This is a genomic window from Streptomyces sp. NPDC055632, assembly GCF_053618675.1.
Genome location: NZ_JBSHHY010000048.1, coordinates 21305 through 39020 on the forward strand (window position 1 = coordinate 21305; position 17716 = coordinate 39020).

17 protein-coding genes and 2 pseudogenes are annotated in these 17716 nt (G+C 72.1%); 8 read left to right on the forward strand and 11 right to left on the reverse strand.

Features of this window, described 5'->3' with window-relative positions; translation table 11 throughout:
• Positions 1–83: 83 nt before the first annotated feature.
• Positions 84–593 carry a GNAT family N-acetyltransferase gene (locus ACWGSR_RS34255; RefSeq protein ID WP_453572642.1) on the reverse strand — a complete coding sequence of 170 codons (510 nt, stop codon included), beginning with the start codon at positions 591–593 and terminating at the stop codon, positions 84–86.
• A gap of 149 nt (positions 594–742) precedes the next feature.
• The gene (locus ACWGSR_RS34260) at positions 743–1348 is read right to left on the reverse strand and encodes a M24 family metallopeptidase (protein ID WP_453572645.1); all 606 of its coding nucleotides are present in this window, start codon (positions 1346–1348) and stop codon (positions 743–745) included.
• On the opposite strand from ACWGSR_RS34260, the pseudogene ACWGSR_RS34265 reads away from it, so the two are divergent.
• Positions 1294–1688: pseudogene (locus tag ACWGSR_RS34265) on the forward strand (TOBE domain-containing protein). The gene ACWGSR_RS34260 and the pseudogene ACWGSR_RS34265 sit on opposite strands and share 55 nt — an antisense overlap.
• Before the next feature lie 25 nt (positions 1689–1713).
• Here ACWGSR_RS34265 and ACWGSR_RS34270 read toward each other — a convergent pair.
• Together ACWGSR_RS34270 and ACWGSR_RS34275 are read right to left on the reverse strand one after the other, a co-directional pair.
• On the reverse strand, positions 1714–2928 hold the full coding sequence (locus ACWGSR_RS34270; RefSeq protein WP_453572648.1) for a molybdopterin molybdotransferase MoeA: 1215 nt from the start codon (positions 2926–2928) through the stop codon (positions 1714–1716).
• Between the two features lie 157 nt (positions 2929–3085).
• Positions 3086–3505, reverse strand: a complete 420-nt coding sequence (locus ACWGSR_RS34275; RefSeq protein ID WP_351969280.1) for a TOBE domain-containing protein — start codon at positions 3503–3505, stop codon at positions 3086–3088.
• A 915-nt stretch (positions 3506–4420) separates the two neighbouring features.
• Between ACWGSR_RS34275 and ACWGSR_RS34280 the strand changes: the two genes are divergently transcribed.
• The gene (locus ACWGSR_RS34280) at positions 4421–5203 is read left to right on the forward strand and encodes a class I SAM-dependent methyltransferase (protein ID WP_376237297.1); all 783 of its coding nucleotides are present in this window, start codon (positions 4421–4423) and stop codon (positions 5201–5203) included.
• Positions 5204–5216: 13 nt separating this feature from the next.
• Here the strand turns inward: ACWGSR_RS34280 and ACWGSR_RS34285 are convergent, their stop codons facing one another.
• Positions 5217–7019: a cytochrome c biogenesis protein DipZ gene (locus ACWGSR_RS34285; protein ID WP_453572652.1), complete on the reverse strand. Its 1803-nt coding sequence runs from the start codon at positions 7017–7019 to the stop codon at positions 5217–5219.
• A 246-nt stretch (positions 7020–7265) separates the two neighbouring features.
• On the opposite strand from ACWGSR_RS34285, the gene ACWGSR_RS34290 reads away from it, so the two are divergent.
• Together ACWGSR_RS34290 and ACWGSR_RS34295 are read left to right on the forward strand one after the other, a co-directional pair.
• Positions 7266–7940: a pyridoxine/pyridoxamine 5'-phosphate oxidase gene (locus ACWGSR_RS34290; RefSeq protein ID WP_453572655.1), complete on the forward strand. Its 675-nt coding sequence runs from the start codon at positions 7266–7268 to the stop codon at positions 7938–7940.
• A pseudogene (locus ACWGSR_RS34295) lies at positions 7892–8011 on the forward strand (IS5 family transposase); the annotation flags it as partial. The gene ACWGSR_RS34290 and the pseudogene ACWGSR_RS34295, both read left to right, overlap by 49 nt.
• Before the next feature lie 240 nt (positions 8012–8251).
• Here ACWGSR_RS34295 and ACWGSR_RS34300 read toward each other — a convergent pair.
• A complete protein-coding gene (locus tag ACWGSR_RS34300; RefSeq protein ID WP_453572674.1) occupies positions 8252–8707 on the reverse strand; it encodes a helix-turn-helix domain-containing protein in 456 nt (151 codons plus the stop codon).
• Between the two features lie 114 nt (positions 8708–8821).
• On the opposite strand from ACWGSR_RS34300, the gene ACWGSR_RS34305 reads away from it, so the two are divergent.
• Both ACWGSR_RS34305 and ACWGSR_RS34310 read left to right on the forward strand, forming a co-directional pair.
• Positions 8822–9580, forward strand: a complete 759-nt coding sequence (locus ACWGSR_RS34305) for a DUF6426 family protein (RefSeq protein ID WP_376237288.1) — start codon at positions 8822–8824, stop codon at positions 9578–9580.
• A 184-nt stretch (positions 9581–9764) separates the two neighbouring features.
• Entirely contained in the window at positions 9765–10652 is an 888-nt protein-coding gene (locus tag ACWGSR_RS34310) for a Fic family protein (RefSeq protein ID WP_453572658.1), read from the forward strand.
• Here ACWGSR_RS34310 and ACWGSR_RS34315 read toward each other — a convergent pair.
• Positions 10567–10893, reverse strand: a complete 327-nt coding sequence (locus ACWGSR_RS34315; RefSeq protein ID WP_453572677.1) for a transposase — start codon at positions 10891–10893, stop codon at positions 10567–10569. The two genes, ACWGSR_RS34310 and ACWGSR_RS34315, sit on opposite strands and share 86 nt — an antisense overlap.
• Positions 10894–11135: 242 nt before the next feature.
• Here ACWGSR_RS34315 and ACWGSR_RS34320 point away from each other — a divergent pair, with 242 nt between their 5' ends.
• Positions 11136–11597, forward strand: coding sequence for an Lrp/AsnC family transcriptional regulator (locus ACWGSR_RS34320; protein ID WP_376237284.1), 462 nt, complete (start codon positions 11136–11138; stop codon positions 11595–11597).
• A gap of 138 nt (positions 11598–11735) precedes the next feature.
• Positions 11736–14573: a LuxR C-terminal-related transcriptional regulator gene (locus ACWGSR_RS34325; protein ID WP_453572661.1), complete on the forward strand. Its 2838-nt coding sequence runs from the start codon at positions 11736–11738 to the stop codon at positions 14571–14573.
• Here the strand turns inward: ACWGSR_RS34325 and ACWGSR_RS34330 are convergent.
• From ACWGSR_RS34330 to ACWGSR_RS34345, 4 genes are all read right to left on the reverse strand, one after another.
• Positions 14510–15355: a hypothetical protein gene (locus ACWGSR_RS34330; protein ID WP_453572664.1), complete on the reverse strand. Its 846-nt coding sequence runs from the start codon at positions 15353–15355 to the stop codon at positions 14510–14512. The genes ACWGSR_RS34325 and ACWGSR_RS34330 overlap by 64 nt on opposite strands.
• 228 nt (positions 15356–15583) lie before the next feature.
• Positions 15584–16582 (reverse strand): M56 family metallopeptidase, encoded by a 999-nt coding sequence (locus ACWGSR_RS34335; protein WP_453572667.1) that lies wholly within the window; start codon positions 16580–16582, stop codon positions 15584–15586.
• Complete coding sequence (locus tag ACWGSR_RS34340; protein WP_376237278.1) at positions 16579–16962, reverse strand: BlaI/MecI/CopY family transcriptional regulator; 384 nt, start codon at positions 16960–16962, stop codon at positions 16579–16581. Before ACWGSR_RS34340 ends, ACWGSR_RS34335 begins: the two co-directional genes overlap by 4 nt.
• A gap of 210 nt (positions 16963–17172) precedes the next feature.
• Positions 17173–17592, reverse strand: a complete 420-nt coding sequence (locus ACWGSR_RS34345; protein WP_453572671.1) for a hypothetical protein — start codon at positions 17590–17592, stop codon at positions 17173–17175.
• Positions 17593–17716: the final 124 nt, after the last annotated feature.

Below are 17716 nucleotides of genomic sequence, written 5' to 3' on the forward strand. Positions count from 1 at the left end.
GTTCAGGTCGTTGATGTCCTTGTCGAAGGCGTTGCACTCGCCGACCCCGGATCGGTCGGTGCCCACGCTTTGTCGTGGCGCCTTCATAGGGGACGGGTCATGACCACGCTGCGGTAGGTCTTGCCGGGCCATTGGATCACGGCGCGGTGTACGAAACCCCAGCCGGTGTAGAGCTGTACGAGATGGCCGGCCGGCTGTGCCGTGTCCAGGCCGACGGAAGTGGCACCGGAGCGACGGGCCCACCGGAAACCCTCCTCACGCAGGAGTCGGGCCAGGCCCTGTCCTCGGTGACCAGGGTCTACGGCGAGCTGGTTCAGCCAGGCGCGTCCGGGTGTTCGGGCTTCCGCGGTGAGTTCCTGCAAGCCGATCTCGGGCGGTAGGGAGATCGTGCTGGTCGCCGTGATGCGTCCTTGGCGGAGCAGGACCCAGGACGCCCCGGCTGCCGCCCTTCGCGCTGTCGTCGCGGGGTCCTGGTCGACTGCGGTGAAGTTCAGCCCCAGCGCTGCCAGTTCGCCATAGGCATGGTGAAGGAGTTCTGTGACCTCGACAGCGTCCGCGGGTGCGAAGGGGCGGATCTTCACGGTGTTGTCCACGTCGGCAGTTCACTTCCGTGAGAAGGGCGCGGGCTGCGGCATCGGGGCACGGTCCGGGTTGTCGGGGGCGTGCTGTCGCACCCTGCCCGACCATCCGGAGACCCCTACCGGTCCGGTCGAAGGGAGCATGGGAAGAGTCGCCCGGATGATCAGGCCAGGTCCAGAAGCTGCTCGTAGAAGCCCCCGAAGCCCTTGCTCCGATCGACGAAGTGGAGCTCGAGGATCCAGTGGCAGGGCCGGCCGGCCCGGTCGGTGCGGCGCAGCGGTGTGTGGTTGTCCGGGGCGATGTAGGACTCGGCCTTGGCGCCTTCGTTGGTCTCGTGCGGGAACTCCCCGACGAGGTGACCGGCGTGCCAGATGCCGATCTCCCAGCCGGATGCGGCGGCCAGGCGCTCGACCTCGGCGTAGAGCCGGGCACCGGTGATCTCCCGGTCCGCGCGGGAGGAGGCGCGGCCCGCGTCGAAGACGCGCGGGAGATCGGCGAGGAGCCGGTGCTTGTCCGGGTCGTCCCCGAAGACGTAGGTGCGGCCGAAGTCGGCCTCGTACTCCTCGAAGATCGGGCCGAAGTCGGCGAAGGCGACGTCGTCCTCGCCGATCGTGCGGTATGGAAATCCCCTTCTTGGCTCGCTTGTGCGGCCTTCTTTGCTTTCCAGGGTCGCATACGTGATCTTCCGGTGACGGCTGAGGTCACGTGCGTGGCATGCGGGCCGACCCGCGATCGCCGAACCGCCGGGCCGCTGAACCTCCGGGCCCACACGCCTCAAGGACGTTCCCGAGAAAGCCCGTTGAGGTGCGACGGTGGCGTCGTACGGCATGGGGCAGGGCGTTGGCGTCCTTCGCGCAGGAGAGGGGCGCGGGTCTGCGCGCCGTTCCGGAGGACGGCGTGTCGGCCTCCGTGCGGAACCCCTTCGTCGGGATCGTTACCGCCGTACGGGTCGACGACGTGGCCGCGCAGGTGGAGGTCCGGTCCGGTCCGGCCCGCACCGGCCGGTGTCGTCCGTGACCCGCGAGGCCGTCGAGGAACCGGCGCTCGGCGTCGGGGTCACGGTGACCGCCCGGGTGAAGCCGACCAACGTCCACGTCGACCATCCCTGACGCTGGTGGAGCGGGAGGAGTCCGCTCATGTCCCCGGCAACATGACAGGCGCCGGGGCGCCGTCGGTCCAGTCGGGTCCGAGCGCGGCCAGGGCGTCGGCGCGGGCGGCTCCGCGCAGGAACGCCGCGCGGTGTCCGCCGACGATCCTGCAGCCGTCCTCGTTCCATGCGACGGGAACGAGACGGGTGTGGCCGGGGGTCGACTTCACTCGTCCGTGCACGGGCATCGGGACGAGCGGGCCGAGCCGGCGTCCGGACAGGCCCGCGACGAGCGGGCCGAGGAGGGTGCGGGCGGCCACCAGGGCCGCGTACGGGTTGCCCGGGAGCCCGACGACCCATCGTGCCGGGGAGAGTTCGGCCAGCAGCATGGGGTGGCCCGGGCGGCAGGCGACGGTGTCGACCACCATGCGGGCGCCGTCATCGGCGAGCAGCCGGCGCAGCCGGTCGGTGGGCCCCACCGAGGTCGAGCCGGTGACCACGATGACGTCGGCGGGGGAGGAGCTCCGGATCTCCTGTGCCAGTTGCCCGGGGCGGTCTCTCACGTACGTCGGCGAGGCCGTCTCCGCCCCGAGTTCGGTGATCAGGGCGGGCAGGAGCGGGCCGAGCGCGTCGCGGACCCGGCCGGCGGCGGGAACGCCGGTGTGGTCCAGCTCGTCGCCCGTCACCAGGACGGTGACGCGGGGACCGGGCCGTACGGGCAGGGTGTCGTGGCCGCCGGTGGCGGCCAGCCCGAGCAGGGCCGGTCCGACCCGCGTGCCGGCGGGGGCCAGCCGGGCACCCGCCTCGGCGTCCTCGCCCGTACGCCGGACGTGACGGCCGTCGGCGAGGGCGGGGCCCGACACGCGGCCGGCCGTGACCGAGGCCGCCTCCAGCGGCAGTACGGCGGACGCGCCGGGCGGGACGTGGGCGCCGGTGGAGATCTCGACGCAGTGGCCCGGTCCGAGCAGGCCCGGCCACGGGGTGCCCGCCCGAGCGCTTCCCCGCAGGACCCAAGGGCCTCGGCCGGCCACGGCGAATCCGTCCATGGCCGCCGTGTCGAAGGCGGGCAGCGGGCCGAGGGCGAGCAGGTCCTCCGCGAGCGTGTGCCCGGCGGCTGCGGCCAGGGGAACCCGGCGGGCGGGGACGGGGTCGGCGGCTGCGTGGGCCCGTCGGCGGGCCTCGTCCCAGGACACCGCCCCGCCGGACGGCCGCGTATCGGAGCGCGGTGGTGCGGGCTCGGTCAGGGCGATCACGTGAGGCATGGACGCCATGGTCGGAGGGCGGCGTTTCCGGGACCGGGCGGTGATGTTTCCCGGGCGCGCCGATCGGCTCATCGGTGCGCCGGCTCTGCTGTGAGCCCTTTACGTGCGCGGGGCCGCGCGTCCGTGGAGGCGCGGCCGCACCCGCGACGCGTGTCCGTCAGGCGGAGGCGAGGGAGAACTCGGTCGACTTGATCAGCGCGACGACCGGGGTGCCGGCGGTGAGGGCGAGGTCCTCGACGGCGTCCTTGGTGATGGCGGCGGTCAGCTCGCCGCCTTCGACCGTGAGCTTCACCGACGCCATGGCCCCGCCGGTCGCCACGTCGGTGACGGTGCCCGCGAGCTGGTTGCGGATGGAGACGCCCTCGACGGGGCCGGTCGCGAGGGCGACCTCGGTGGACTTCACCAGCGCCCTGACGGCCGAACCCTCGGCCAGGCCCAGGTCCTTCACCGCGTCGGTGGTGATCGCGGCGGTGATGTCCTGGCCACCGTCCAGGCGCACCTTCACCGAGGCCATGGCCTCGCCCGCGGTGACGGCGGTGACGGTGCCGGGAAGCTGGTTGCGGATGGACAGAGTCATGGGGAGCACGCCTCTCAATTCCGGGAACGGGAAGTCGTCACTTCTGCGATCTACGACACCACCGACACTACCGGACAGGAAAGTACTTCTTCGGCTTGCACCGCATTCACCGACCAGGGAGCCCTGATCACCTGGCGAATTCCATGAAGCGCCTTCCGCTCACCTTTTCCAGGCCCGCTGACCTGCTGCTTCGCCCCTTTTCCTGACACTTCGAGCTTCCGGGAATGATTTCCAGCAACCGCAGACGGGGGGAAATTCAAGGCGTAGGCCCGCGGATGCGTGACGGAATTCCTCTTCCGTGCTTCATGTGCGAGAAGAGAAGGTACCTGCCCTGCTCGGTCGGCGCCCTCCGGCGCGGCGTGCGGAGGAAGGCGTCACCGGCGTCCGGCGCGAGCGGAGGCCCCGCGCCGGGTCACTTGTCCTCCTGGTAGGAGTGGCGCTGCTCGCTCCAGGGGGCGGCGAGGTTGTGGTAGCCGCGCACCGCACACCTCGCACTCGCATCGAAGGAGAACATGCATGCAAGGGTCTGTCCCCCTTCCACCTCGCACATTCGCCACGAAAGGGGGTCTTTCCCTCTTGTGTGACCCGCTGTACTCAGGGGCGCGCCGTGGGTTCATCCCCTTCCTCCCGTCGCACGGGCGGAGCGGTTCACGAGGGCCCGTCCGGCCGCTCCCGTGCCCGGGCGGGCCTTTGCGGCGGCCGGCCCGGCGATCGTCCGCCACCGAACGTCCAATCCGCAGTTGCCCGCCGACCCGACAGATCTGCCAAGCATCTGTGGGGCCTATTGAGCCTTTCGTATCGCAGATGCAGGATAAGGGGGAACCGGCGTCGAGGCGGAGGCGGCGGGACAGGCCGCCCACCGGCGCGTCCCTCGTCCGCTCGCGCCGTTCCTGCTCACGAGGCGAGGTAAGGCAGATGACGACACGTACGCACGGCGGCGGCGCCGGAGACGTCGACCACGGCGCGACCGGCTCCGAGGACCCCTCCCGCCGTCGGCCCGACGACCGCATCGCCCGGTTCGTCGCCCGCGCCCTGGGGGAGGCCCGGACCGTCCTCAACGTCGGCGCGGGCACCGGATCGTACGAGAACGTCGCCGCCGCGGTGACCGCCGTCGAACCGTCCGCCTCGATGCGCGCCCGGCGCCCCACGGGGTTCACCCACGCGGTCGACGCCGTCGCCGAGGACCTGCCGTTCGCCGACGACGCGTTCGACGCCGCCATGACCCTCTTCAGCGTGCACCAGTGGAGCGACGTGACCGCCGGCCTGCGGGAGATGCGCCGGGTGACCCGCGGCCCGGTCGCGGTCCTCACCTGCGACCCGGTCATGGTGAGGGACTTCTGGCTGTACCGCTACTCCCCGGAGGTCCTCGACACGGAGGCCCGCCGATACCCTCCGGTCGACGAGATCGTGGCGGCCCTCGGCGGAACCGGCACCGTCGATGCCGTCCCGATCCCGCTCGACTGCACCGACGGCTTCAACGAGGCCTACTACGGACGCCCCGAGATGCTCCTCGACCCCGCCGCCCGCCAGCCCTGCTCGGCCTGGAGCTTCGTCGACGACGACGCCCGCGAACGCTTCGACCGCACCCTGCGCCACGACCTGGACTCCGGAGCCTGGGACGGGCGCTTCGGCCACCTGCGCACACAACCGACCTACCGGGGCTCACTCGTCCTCGTACGCGCCGTGCCCCGGCGGTGAGGCCCGGCCACTCCTATCCGAAGGTGAAGGCGTAGGCCTGGAGTCCGGGTGTGAGGCGCAGTTCGAGGCGGGCGGTGCGCGGTTCCTCGTCGTCGGTCAGGCGGTGGAGGGTGGGGGCTCCGGTGACGTCGATCGTCCGGGTGGGCCTGCCGTCCACGAGGACGGTGACCCTGCCGGTGCCGGCGAGGACGAGGTTGGCGTTCTTGGCGCGATAGGTGAAGGCGAGCCGGGCGTCGGGGCCGGCGGTGAAGTGCTCGTAGCCGGCGGTCCACGTGCCGTCGAGGGAGAGCTTGCCGAGGGGGAGCGGGTCCTCGGGGAAGCGGTAGGCGGCGGGCTTGTCGTCCACCAGGGGGGTGCCGACGTAGCCGCGGATGCGCAGGCTGCTCAGATAGGTCTCGGGGGTGCGGTCGGCGGTCAGGTCGTCCATGGCGCGGCCGGTGGGCGCGGGGAGGGCGACGGTGGGGTTCGCCTGCCGCAGCAGGTCGCGGATCAGCTGCTCGGTCCGGTCGTACTGGCCTTCGCCGAACTTGAGGTGGCGGACGGTGCCGTCGGCGTCGATGAGGTACTTGGCGGGCCAGAAGCGGTTGCGGTAGTTGTTCCAGGTGGCCAGGTCGTTGTCGAGGGCGACGGGCCAGGTCACGCCGAGCCTCTTGGCACCGGAGACGACGTTGTCGCGCTTCTTCTCGAAGGCGAACTCGGGCGAGTGGACGCCGATGATCCGCAGTCCGGCGTCCCGGTAGGCGCGGTCCCAGTCCTTCAGGTGGGGTACGGCCCGCTGGCAGTTGATGCAGGAATAGGTCCAGAAGTCGACCAGGACCACCTTGCCGCGCAGGCTCTTGAGGTCGACCGGCCGGTTGCCCGGGGTGTTGAGCCAGGAGTCGATGCCCTCGATCGGCGGGGCCTGTCCGCACGAGCGCAGCTCTTCGGCGCCGTCCTCGCAGCGGGAGAGGTCCTTGTTGGAGTCGTCGTAGAGCCCGGAGAGCTGCTGTCGCGCGGTGTCGCTGTCCTCGATCTTCTTCTGCACCCCGGAGGTGTAGTCGGGCAGGGCGCGCTGGACGGCGGCGGTGACGTCGAAGGCGAGCCCCAGCGCGAGGGCGATCATCAGGGAGCCGGCGACGATCCGGAGCCCCCGGGCGCGCTTGCGGAACGCGGCGACCCGTTCGGCCACCCGGCGTCCGGCCAGGGCGAACACCAGCAGCGGTACGGCGGTGCCCAGGGCGAAGGACAGGGTCAGGACCACGATGTCCGCGCTGATCTCGCCCCGCGCGCCGGCCACGGTGATCGCGGCCAGGACGGGACCGGCGCAGGGCACGTACAGCAGGCCGAGGCCCAGGCCCAGGGCGAAGGCGCTGCCCTCCTTGTTCACCTGGCGCTGCGGGATGCGGGCGAAGGGCTTCTCCAGCACGCGCTCGACGGGCGGGAAGATCAGACCGAGTCCGATGAGGACGAGCAGGCCCAGGCCGATGTAGCGCAGGATGTCCTGCGGCAGGCCGAGGGCCGAGATGATCGTCACCCCGAGCAGGGTGAAGAAGGCGAAGCTGACCACGAGACCGGCCACCACTGCGTACGGACGGCGGTTGCGCGGCGCCCGTGCCCGGGGCGCGGCGGGAGCGGTCATCACCCCGCCCCCGGACGGCTCCGTGCCCGGGACTCCTGTTTCCGCCGCGGCCGCCGGGGAGGCCCCTGCCGTCGCCCGGCCTTCGTGCTCGCCGCCGGTGCCGCCTGCCAGGAACACCACGGGAAGGACCGGCAGGATGCAGGGTGAGACCGCCGTGATCAGCCCTCCCAGCAACCCGATCAAAGCCAGTGTGAGCATGCTGATCGCCTTCCGTCCGGAGAGCGGCTGTTCCACGCCTCCCGCAGCGGCTATTCGTCGCGCGGGAACGTCCGGATTGGCGAAAGCGAGCCTCGGAAAGCGCGGAGATTCGCTTCTGTGGGTCCTCTGGCCGATTTGCCTGGCACGGACGAAAGCCCTGCCCGCAGTAAGGGCTGCTGTTCGAAAGATTTCCGTACGCGGCCGGTGTCGGGCCGCCGCGCGTACGCCACGCACGAGGAGGACACCGTGAGCGGGAGCCCCGCGCCGAACGTCCGGGAGTGGCTGCGGGAACTGGAGGTCTTCGCGGGCCCACTGCCCTCCTTCGACCCCGCCGGGGCACCGGAGGAACCGGAGGAGCCGTTCCTCGTGTGGCTGGGCGAAGCGGTCGCGGCCGGGCTGCCCGACCCCCACGCGATGACGCTCTCGACCGTGGACGAACACGGCGATCCGTGGGCGCGGGTGCTGATCCTCAAGAACGTCGACGAACACGGCTGGCAGTTCGCGGCCCACGCGGACAGCCCGAAGGGCCGGCACCTGTCCGCACGGCCCACCGCGGCACTCGCCTTCTACTGGCCCGCTCTCGGACGCCAGGCCCGGCTCCGGGGCCCCGTCGGCGCCGAGTCGCCCGAAGGCGCGGCGGCCGACTTCCTCGCCCGCTCGGCGACGGCCCGCGCGGAGGCGTTGCCGGGCCGCCAAAGCCGGCGCCTGGACAGCCCCGCCCAGCGGGACGCGGCGATCGAGGCGTCCTTGGGCCTGGTCGAACAGAACCCGTCGCTCGTCGAGGCGGGACGTGCGGCGGCTCCGCACCGAGCCGACCGCCTGACAGATGCACCGTTCCGACCAGCCCTGCCGGTCGTTGTTCACGTATTCCGTTGGCTGACGCGCAGTGGGCGCGGATCGAGCCGCTACTCCCGGATCTGACGCCACGGCGGGGTGGCCGGTGGCGGAACCACCGGGAGGTGATCGATGCGCTCGCCCGGAAGTTCCAGACCGGATCGCAGTGGGTCCACCTCCCCGAGAAGTACGGCAACCGGCGCGGCGTCCATCGTGCGCGTACACCAGCACGCGGCTGGAGCCCGCGAAAGGGGGCCCCGGCCGGCGGACCGGCAGACCGGCAGACCACGCCATCGGCAGATCCCGCGGTGGACTGGCCACAGAGATCCACCTGGCCTCCGATGCCCACTGCCGGCCACTGGCCTCCGATGCCCACTGCCGGCCACTGGCCTCCGTGCTCACCGCAGGACAGGCCGGTGACGCGCCCGTCTTCCTCTGGCCCGCGACATGCCCGTGGCTGCGACCATCGACCTGGTCGACCAGCGGGTCGCGTTCTTCGGCGTCTCCTCAAGCGGCTTGACGATGACGCGTTCGACACCAGCGTCGGTGATCTTCCGTGGGGCATCCGGCCCCGGGCCGTCACCCAAGCCGTCCAGGCCCCGCTCGACGAAGTGCCTCCGCCAGGTGCGGACCGTGTCCGAAGCGATCCGCAGCCGGCGGGACACCTCCAAGATCGAGCCCCCTCGGCGCACTTCAGTGCAATCCGCGACCGCAGGGCCAGAGCCCGAGCCGTCGCGCGACGACGTGACCGGCCCTCCGTTAAAGCCCGCTGGGCATCGGTCACCGACAACGGCGGAATCTTCGGACCCGGACGGCTCGTGCCCGGCCAACGGCGAACCTCCGACGCGGATCACCAGTGCTCCAGCCTCGGTTTGCGTACCGCCTTACGTATTTCCACGGACGTGGCCGGGTCCGCCGGCCGGACAGAATTCAGGCCGCCACCCGAACCGCTCCAGACCGGAGGACCCGTGAAGCTCCGCCAGATGATGGTCGCCGCCACCCTCGGCGCGACCGTGCTCACCGCCGTACCGGCGGTGACCGCCTCGTACACCGCCTACGCCTGCGAGGACAACCAGACCAGCTGCGATCACGAAGAGGAGGAGAACCCCTGGCCGGACGACAACCCGGGCGGTTTTCCCGGCGGTGACCCCGGTGACGGAGGCTGGGGCGGCGGAGGGGACGGCGGCGACACCGGCGGCTCCTGGGGCGACATCGACATGTTCAACGGCGTCATCGGCCAGCCGGTGGACGGCACGCTGCCCAGGGTCGTCGTCGACGGCACCGCCACCCGACCGCCCACCCCGATGGACCCGGCGATGCCGCCCATGTCGTGGGGCTGGGGCAGCGGCGCGCCGGCCACCGGCGCGGGCCCGATCCAGGCCGGTGCCAAGACCGAGGTGCCGACCGACTGTCACCGCAACGCCAACTCCATGCCCATACGGGTCAACAGGACCGTCAAGTACCAGGTTTCCTACCAGGTCAGCGCCAACATCTCGGCCAACGCGGCCACGGTGCTGTCCTCCTCGCTCGGTGCGCAGCTCAACACCCAGATCGAGCAGTCGTACTCCGTCGACGTCACCCTCGAACCGGGTCAGTCCTGGGCCCTGTTCGTCGAGTACCAGACCTTCACGTACTCCGTCACCTCCACGAACTGGCTGGGTTACACCACCACCGAGTACGTGGACGTGGTGCGGCCCACCGGGAAGGTCACCAGCCGGTGGTGCTGATGGCCCCACGCCCGTCGGGCGGTGCGGTACGACGGATCGCTCCCGTCGTACCGCCGCTGGACGCGGAGGCGATCCCCCGGCGGAGCGGGACGAGGCGACCGCCGCGCTGGCCGAACTCTCCGACGCCGTCGGGCGGCACCTGGGCAACCCGGACCTCTTCCACCGGGCCCGGTTCCGCACGGCCGTGCACACCCGCCACCTGGCCCGCACCCCCGACGGGCCGGTGACCGCCCGGATCGCCGCCGTCGCCGAACGGCGGGCCGAGGCCGGGCTGCTGGCCGCCGCCTCCACCCGCGCGGAGATCGCGGAACGGCCCGACCGCAGACCCTGCTTCACCCCGGGTGCCCTGAGCGAGCTGCACACGCTGATGGTCACCGGCGACCCCAGCATCCCCGGCCCCGGCGGCCTGCGCCGGTCCACGGCCAGGATCACCTGGGCCGACGGCCAGGTCTTCGCCGTCGAGGTGGCACCCGGCAGGGAACTCCGAGGCCACGTAGAACGCTGGTACCGCTGGGCCGTACGCACCACCGCTCCCGCCCTGGACGCGGCCGCCCTCTCCACGGTCCGGCTGCTGACCGTCCACCCCTTCGCCGACGGCAACGGCCGGACAGCGCGCCTCCTCGCCCAGTGCGACCTGCTGGCGGCCCGGCTGCTGCCCGGCCTGCTGCTGGACCTGGACGGCTGGGTCCACGCCCACCGCCGCCCTCACGACGAGGCCCTCGTCGCCGCCGCCGAAGGCCGATGGACGGAGTGGGGCTCCCTTTTCGCCCGTGCCGTCACCGAGACCGCCCGGCACCGCACCACCACCGTCACCCGCTACAACACCCTCCTCACCGAGGCCGCCGGACACCTCACCGACGACCCGGCTGCCGCGGCCGTCCTCACCCACCTGCGCTCCTCGCCCGCCGTCTCCGCCGGCTGGCTGCGCGACCGCATCCCCCACCCCCCGGAACCGGTCCTCGCCCGGCTGACGGCGAAAGGCGTCCTCAGTCCCCACCCCCGGCTCCCCGGCGCCCTGGTGCACCCCCCTTCCCTGGCGGTCCTCGACGAACCCTGGACCCCGGAGTCCTAGCTCGATCCTGACGGGGAAGGAGTGCTCCTTCGGTCGGCGGGAGACCGCTGGGCCGCTCGATGTCGATGTCGATTGCGGTCAGGACGTGCTGGACGTGGACCTTGCTCCGTCCTCGGTAGCGGCAGCGGCGCATACCGTGGCCGTGGGCGAACTCGTCGACCGTGCCTTCCGCTCCGGGGTGGACCGGGTAGCGGGTCTTCCACCCGGGAGTCTGTTGCGCGGCGCGAACACGGAGTCGCAGGTCGCGAAGTTCTCACGGGGGAAAGCCAACAGTTGGTGCCTCCTTCATGGCGGTGGTCGGACGCGGGAGCAGGCCTCATTGGGCCCGGGTGCGCATGCGTCGGGGAAAACGAGCAAGCCTGTACGTACCCATCGCACCACCTGGCAGGTCGGGGACGCCCCGGACCTCCCGCGGTCGCGTCGGCCCGCGCGGCCGGGTTGCTACGGTCTCGTCCGGCATCCCCCGGAAGGAAAGAGGATCACGTGGCGGTCCGTATCGAACTGGACGCGGTCGACAAGACCCTGGTCCGAAGGCTCCAGCAGGACGGGCGCGCCTCGTACACCGAACTGGGCCGGGAGGTGGGGCTGTCCGCTCCGGCCGTGCGCGCCCGGGTGCAGCGCCTGACCGACCGCGGCCTGTTGGAGTTCGCGGCGGTCACCGACCCGATGAAGCTGGGGCTGCCCGTGATGGCGCTACTCGCCATCAACGTCGACGGCAGGCTCCCGGAGGTCATCGACGAGCTGGAGCGCGTCGACAGCGTGGTCTACCTGGTGTCCACGGCCGGCTCCCGCGACCTGTTCGCGGAGGTCGTGTGCCGCACCATGGAGGAACTGTCCGCGATCATCAACGACCGCGTTCGCACCGTTCCCGGGGTGAGCGCCGTGGAGTCCTTCCCGTACTTCGGCATCCACGCGCACCGCTTCACCTGGGGCATACCCGACTGAACGAACTCCCCTGCTCGTCAAGAACGTTGGATTCGGTACTCGTACAGGCGCCCCGCTTCGGAAACCGAAGTTCGAGGCCTCCGTCCGCGTCTGTATGGTTGCTCTGTCCACGCTCTGCGCAGAGGGAGAACAACGCTCATGTCCGCAGTGCCCGAACCGGCTGCCGGCGAGCACCCTCCCGGGCGGGAGGCCGAACTCACCACGCTGGCGGGGGCCGTGACGGCACTGCGGCACGGTCGGGGCTCGGTCGTGGAGATCTGTGGAGAGCCGGGCATCGGGAAGACCCGCCTGACCGGGGCACTCGCAGCGCTGGCCGCGCGGCAGGGCGTCCCGGTGGCCCGCGCCCACGCCGTGCGCGGCGACACCACCCCGTGGCGGGTGTTCCGTGACGCCTGGGCCGCGGGGGCGGCCGCCGGCGACAGGGACGCACGGCGGTTCGACGTGGTTCGCGACGGGCCCGCCGAGTGGATGGCGGGGCACGTGGTGGTCCTGGACGACGTTCACTGGTGCGACCCGGACTCGGCCGCGCTGCTCGTGCGGCTGGTGCGGTCCGCGGTGCCCGGTCCGTTCCTGCTCGCCCTCTCCCACCGCCCTGGGCGGACGGCGCCCGAGCTGAGGGGGGCGCTGGAGGACGGGGCACGGGCCGGCACGGTGACGCGCGTCGAACCGGGGCCGCTCGACCCCGGCGCCGTGGCCGCGCTGCTCGCGGATTGGCCCGGCCACGGAGAAACGGACCCACGCGCCCGTACCGGACTCCTCCGGATCGCGGCCGACTTGTGTGCCGTGGCCGAGGGCAACCCCCGTTACGTACGCCTGCTCGCGGCCGCGGGCTGGCGTCCCGAGCACGGAACCGACCGGCCGGGCACAGACGTCGCCGGACTGCTGCGCGAGGCGAAACCGCTGATCGCGGAACTCGACGCGCTGTCCGTGTCGGCGGCGCTCACCGCGTCGGCGGCGGCCGTGGCCGGCAGCCCGTTCCGGCCCGAGGACGTCGCCCGGATCAGCGGACTGGGCATGGACCGCACTCTCGACGCGTTCACCGAACTGGAGTGGGCGGGCCTGGTGCGCGCGGCCGACGGAAGGGGCGGCCTGGCCTTCCGCAACCCCGTCGTGGGCCACGTCGCGTACGAGGTGGCAGGGGTGTCCTTCCGGCTGCGTGCCCACCGCCGTGCCCTGGACCTCGTCGCCGACCGGAGCGGCCGGGTCCGCGAACGGGCCCGGCACGCCGAGCGGCTGCTCGGCGCCGACGCGGCACTCGCCGCGCGCACCCTCGTCCGGGCCGCCGCCGAGATCACCGCGCGGGATCCCGCGACCGCGACCCACTGGCTCCGCCTCGCCCTGGAGGCCCTGCCCGACGGGGAGGCCGACGCCGCCGACCGTACGGAAGCGGAACTCGCCCTCTGTCATGCCCTGATCGCCTCGGGACGCATGGACGAGGCCCGCACCCGCGCGCACGAGCTGCTGGGGCGCCGCCCCACCCCTCTCGACGAGCGGCACCTGCTGCGGGCCCACGCCGTCTGCGCCGACGCCGAACGCCAGCTCGGCCGCTACGCGGAGGCGACCGCCATCGTGGGCGCGGCCCTCGCCCTGCTGCCCAGGCCCCTGCCCGACCCGCTGCCGCCCGAAGTCGCAGAACTGATCATCGAGTACGGACTGGTGCACGTCCTGCACGGCTCGCACGAGCAGGCCCGCGACCTGCTGGCGGAAGCCGTACGGATCCCGGGCGCGACCGGCGACGCGGGTGCGACGGACCGCACCGTGCTGGGGGTTCTCAACGCCCTCTGCGCCGCTCACGCCGGAGACCTCCGGGAGGCCTCCGGAGAGGTCGCCCGCTGCGTCCGGCTCGTTGACGCCCTGCCGGACCCCCTCGCCGGCCGCACCCCGGAGACCCTCGCCCTGCTGGGCAGCGCCGAACTCTACCTGGAGCGGTTCACCGACGCCGTCCGCCATCTCAGCCGGGGGCTGGCCACCCGTGACACCGGCCTCCAGCGGCCCATCCAGCTCCACCGGCTGCTCGGACTGGCCATCGCCGAGCACTGGACCGGCCACCTGGACGCCTCCCGGCAGCACGCCCTTCAAGCCGAGGCTCTGGCCCGCTCCCTCGGCGTGCGGCCTGCCGTGACCCTCGCACAGGCGATACGCGCCACGGGGCACGTCTGGTCCAACGGCCGGGCGTCCGCCGCCGAGGCGGTCGCCCTCGTCGAGGGGATCACCGACGCGGCCCCGCCCGGCCACAGCTGGTGGACCGCTTCGGCGACGGGCCTCCTCGCCCATGCCCGGCTGCTCGCCGGTGACGCCGACGGGTGCCGACGCGTGCTGCTGGACACCATCGGCAGCCACCGGTTGCCGCAGGTCCGGCCCTTCTCCCGTCCCTCGCTGCTCTCCCTGCTGGTCACGGCCACGCTGGAGGCCGGCGACAGGGCGGAGGCGCACCGCCTGGCCCGTACCGCCGAGGTCGAGGCGGAGCGGCTGGGGCTGGCGGTCCAGGGGGCGTACGCACGCCGTTCCCGTGCCCAGCTGCACATGGCCGACGGCGCGCACGACATCGCCGCCGGACTGTTCGAACCCGCGGCGGAGACCTTCCGGTCGGCCGGCATGCTCCTGGAGTACGCCTGGACCCTCACGCTCGGTGCCCGCGCCTTCCACGAGGCCCACGGCCCGGACACCGCCCTCCGCCATCTCGACATCGCCGACGCCGTCGCCCGCACCCGTACCGCGCGGCTCGTCCGGGAACGCGTGGCCCACCTCCGTACCGAACTCTCCGCCGACGGCCGCGCCGCGGACCCGCGCGATCTGCTCAGCGACCGCGAACGCGAGATCGCCGGCCTGGCGGCGGAGGGGCTGCGCAGCCGTGAGATCGCCGAACGGCTCTTCCTCAGCCCGCGCACCGTGGAGACCCACATCTCCCGCGTCTACCGCAAACTCGGCGTCTCCTCCCGGATCGCCCTCTCCGGCGCCCTGCGCCGCGACGCGTAGCCGGTCCCGATCCGAAGCCGTCGGGACCGGAATTCCCGCGCGGCCTCCCACGTACAGGTTCGACCGCCGCGAAGGGCGGTGGTCGAACTCCCGCCCGGACGCAGGAATCTCCCCCCATGCTGCGGAAGGCGGCGGCGCGAAGAATCGAACGTGTTCGCGGGAAGGGAGCGGCCGGAGACGGCCCTTCCGTCCTTCCCCGGCTCTTCCACACGCTCGATCTTGGAGTTCTCGTGACCCTGAGCCTTTTCCGGCCTCACGCCGACGCGTGGTGAGAGACGAGGGGAGAAGCCCTCGTCCCTCCCGTAGGACTCGACGCGCCGCACCCCGCTGAACGTCCTCTCCTCCCTCGTCCCGTCCGAGAGGCGGAGGAAGACCGGGGCCGGTCCGATCCACGGGTAGGCGACGGTGGCGGCGCCGACGAGGAGCGCGGTGAGAAGACGGCGCCCGACGCGGAGCCCCTTGCGCATCGTCGGTGACACGGCCGGTACGGTGACCGCCACGGAAGTCCGCCTCGGGGGTGCGACCGGAACCTGCTTCCGGTGTGCGGGGCGGACCACCACCCGGAACACGTCGGCCGGGTCCGCCGCCCGGAGCGGGCTCGTCGGGTCCGCCGTCCGGAGGAAGTCCGCCGCGTCCCGGTCGAGCCGGGACAGCAGCTCCGGAGGGAGCCAGCCGCCGCCCAGGGCCCTCCTGGTGCGGGAGACGACCGCGTCGACCGTCGGACGGTCCTCCGGGTCCTCGGACAGACAGTCGTGGACCAGCTCGGCGACCGCCTCGGGCACTCCCGCCAGGTCCGGGTCCTCGCACAGTCCGCCGGACAGGCCCCGGGGGGTATCGCGCCGATCATGCCGGGCCCACGACGCCCGGTACCGCCTCCCCTTCTCCAGGACGAGCCCGTCCTCCGCGTCGCCGCAGCCGGGCAGCGGACTCGGTGAGCCTCCGCGTGCGGACGGCGGGAAGGCCTTTTCGCCGGACCGCCGAACACGGCCGGTGAGGGGGCCGGGTGGTTCCTACGTACGGAAACTGAACAGGCCGTGCAGAGTGCTCCACGGACCCGAGCAGCCCGAGGGCGTGCCGAGCAGTTGCCGCGCGGAGTACTCCACATATTCGTGCAGCCCGTAGGCCATGGTGAGGCCTGCCGCCGCAGCGGCGACCACGGTCAACGCCAGAGCGGTGGCAGCGGCTCTGTGCATGCTGCCGCGCGGGCCCTGTGGTTTGGGCCCCAGCAGTGCTTCGACGCGCTGCGGGACCGGTCCGCTCGTCGCCGACAGCAGCGGGTACCCGCTGCTGCGGCCGGGGGAGGCGCCGGCCAGTGCCGCACGTGCGACGGCCGCAGCCGCCACCCGCCGGTCGCCCGTCACCGCCGCGGCTTCCTCGTCCGCCCACCGCTCCAGGTGGAAGGCCAGGGCCTCACGCACACCGCGCAGCGCGGGGTGAATCATGGCGGCGAGATCGACTACGGCCGACAGCAGATGGTGGCGCCCGGCCAGATGCGCTCGCTCGTGTGCCAGCAGCACCTCGCGCTCGCGCGCCTTCAGCGACCGCACCATCGCGGAGGTGACCACGACCCGGCCCGGGCGCCCCCGGTAGCCGGGAAGCGCGAACGCGTCCACATCGCCTCCCGGGATCACCACGAGGTCGCCTTCGCCGGAGCCTTCCTCCACCGACCGCCAGGCCCGCCGGAGCAGCGAACGGTGTTGCATCCAGCGCCGTACCAGCAGCGTCAACTGGAGGAGTAGTACTGCTCCGGCCGCCCCTGCGACCGGCATCGCCGCGGGCCACACCTCCAGCACCCGTGTCGGCGACAGCTGTTCCAGGGAGGCCAGGAACGGCACGTGGAAGAGGCCGATCAGCACGGAGAGCGTTCCACCGGCCAGCAGGACCGCCCCAACGCTCAGCACCCAGCACGCGGCGCGCGGCGGCAGCACCCGGGCCAGGCGCCGGGTGATTGCAGCCGCCGGCCATGGGAACAGCAGGGCCAGGACGACCAGAAGCAGGGCGAAGGTCACGCGGGGCCGCCCTCGGCCTCCAGGAGCAGGCGGCGCAGTGTCTCTTCGTCGTCCTCTGACAGCGAGGAGACGAACCGCTTCAGCACCAGGTCACGCCGAGGCTCGTTCTCCAGCTCACGGCGCATCCGGCCGGCGACGAGCCCGGCCGCGTCCTCCACCGGCTCGTAGGCGAAGCCACGCCCAGCGGGTACCCGGCGCAGCGTGCCCTTCTCGTGCAGGCGGCTGAGGATGGTGGCCATCGTCGTTCTGGCCAGGCCCGTGCCGAGCGCGGCGTTGACGTCCTGCGCGGTCATCGGCTCACCCGACTGCCACAGCACTGCCAACACGTCCGCGACGAGCTCACCGTGCGGACGCCTCGCATCCCCGCCTTTGCTCGCCATGCCGTCTCCCGTCCTTCCGCGCCGACCGCTGCTCGCGAGTCCTGTGCTCCTCGTGCACCACCCGTGGACAAGGACATCCATGCGAAAAAGGCAGTGATTATCTGAGGTATGCCTAATCTACCGGTCCCGCCGGCCGGCCCTGTCCGGTTCGTGAAACCCGTGCGGCTCCTGGTCCACGGTCCGCGCGGTGGCGTCCCGGCTCAAGAACTCCTAGCGAAATGATCTTCTTGGTGGTCGGATCGCTCCGGGACTGTTGATCGGGACGTGGGGTGGCTCAGCCGAAGCCATGGGATGTCGACGGCCGCGATGAGGACGGCCGGATCGGGGTGAGCGGTGTGGGTGCAGCCGTCCAGGACGCTCAGGCTGCCCGGGCGGCGGTTGGTCAGCCGTCTTCCTCAGGCCCTGCTGCGCGGTGGTGCGGCCGGTCAGGATGTTGAGCAGGTTCGGTTCCATGGCCGCGTAGAGAGCGGTGTACTCCGGGATGGGTTGGCGCGGGACGCCGTCCTTGAAGGCGAGGCGGAAGGCTGCGACCTCCGGCTTGAAGACCACCTTGGCGGTGAAGGCGTCCATTCTGGTGGGCAGGGTGCCGTTGGCGAGTGCGATCTTTTCCTGGGACGGTGCGGAGGTCATGAAGGCGATGAACTTCTGCGAGGCCGACTGCTGTGCGGGGGGGGGGGGGGGGGGGTGTGTTTTAAACAAAAAACAGCCCCCCAGACAACAAAAAAAATCGGTTGTGGGGGGGGGGGTGTTATGT

Coding starts and splice junctions, on each gene's coding strand:
- ACWGSR_RS34270 (WP_453572648.1), bottom strand. CDS start 2,928: ATGCCTCACGTGATCGCCCTGACCGAGCCCGCACCACCGCGCTCCGAT.
- ACWGSR_RS34275 (WP_351969280.1), bottom strand. CDS start 3,505: ATGACTCTGTCCATCCGCAACCAGCTTCCCGGCACCGTCACCGCCGTC.
- ACWGSR_RS34280 (WP_376237297.1), top strand. CDS start 4,421: ATGACGACACGTACGCACGGCGGCGGCGCCGGAGACGTCGACCACGGC.
- ACWGSR_RS34285 (WP_453572652.1), bottom strand. CDS start 7,019: ATGCTCACACTGGCTTTGATCGGGTTGCTGGGAGGGCTGATCACGGCG.
- ACWGSR_RS34325 (WP_453572661.1), top strand. CDS start 11,736: ATGTCCGCAGTGCCCGAACCGGCTGCCGGCGAGCACCCTCCCGGGCGG.
- ACWGSR_RS34340 (WP_376237278.1), bottom strand. CDS start 16,962: ATGGCGAGCAAAGGCGGGGATGCGAGGCGTCCGCACGGTGAGCTCGTC.
- ACWGSR_RS34345 (WP_453572671.1), bottom strand. CDS start 17,592: ATGACCTCCGCACCGTCCCAGGAAAAGATCGCACTCGCCAACGGCACC.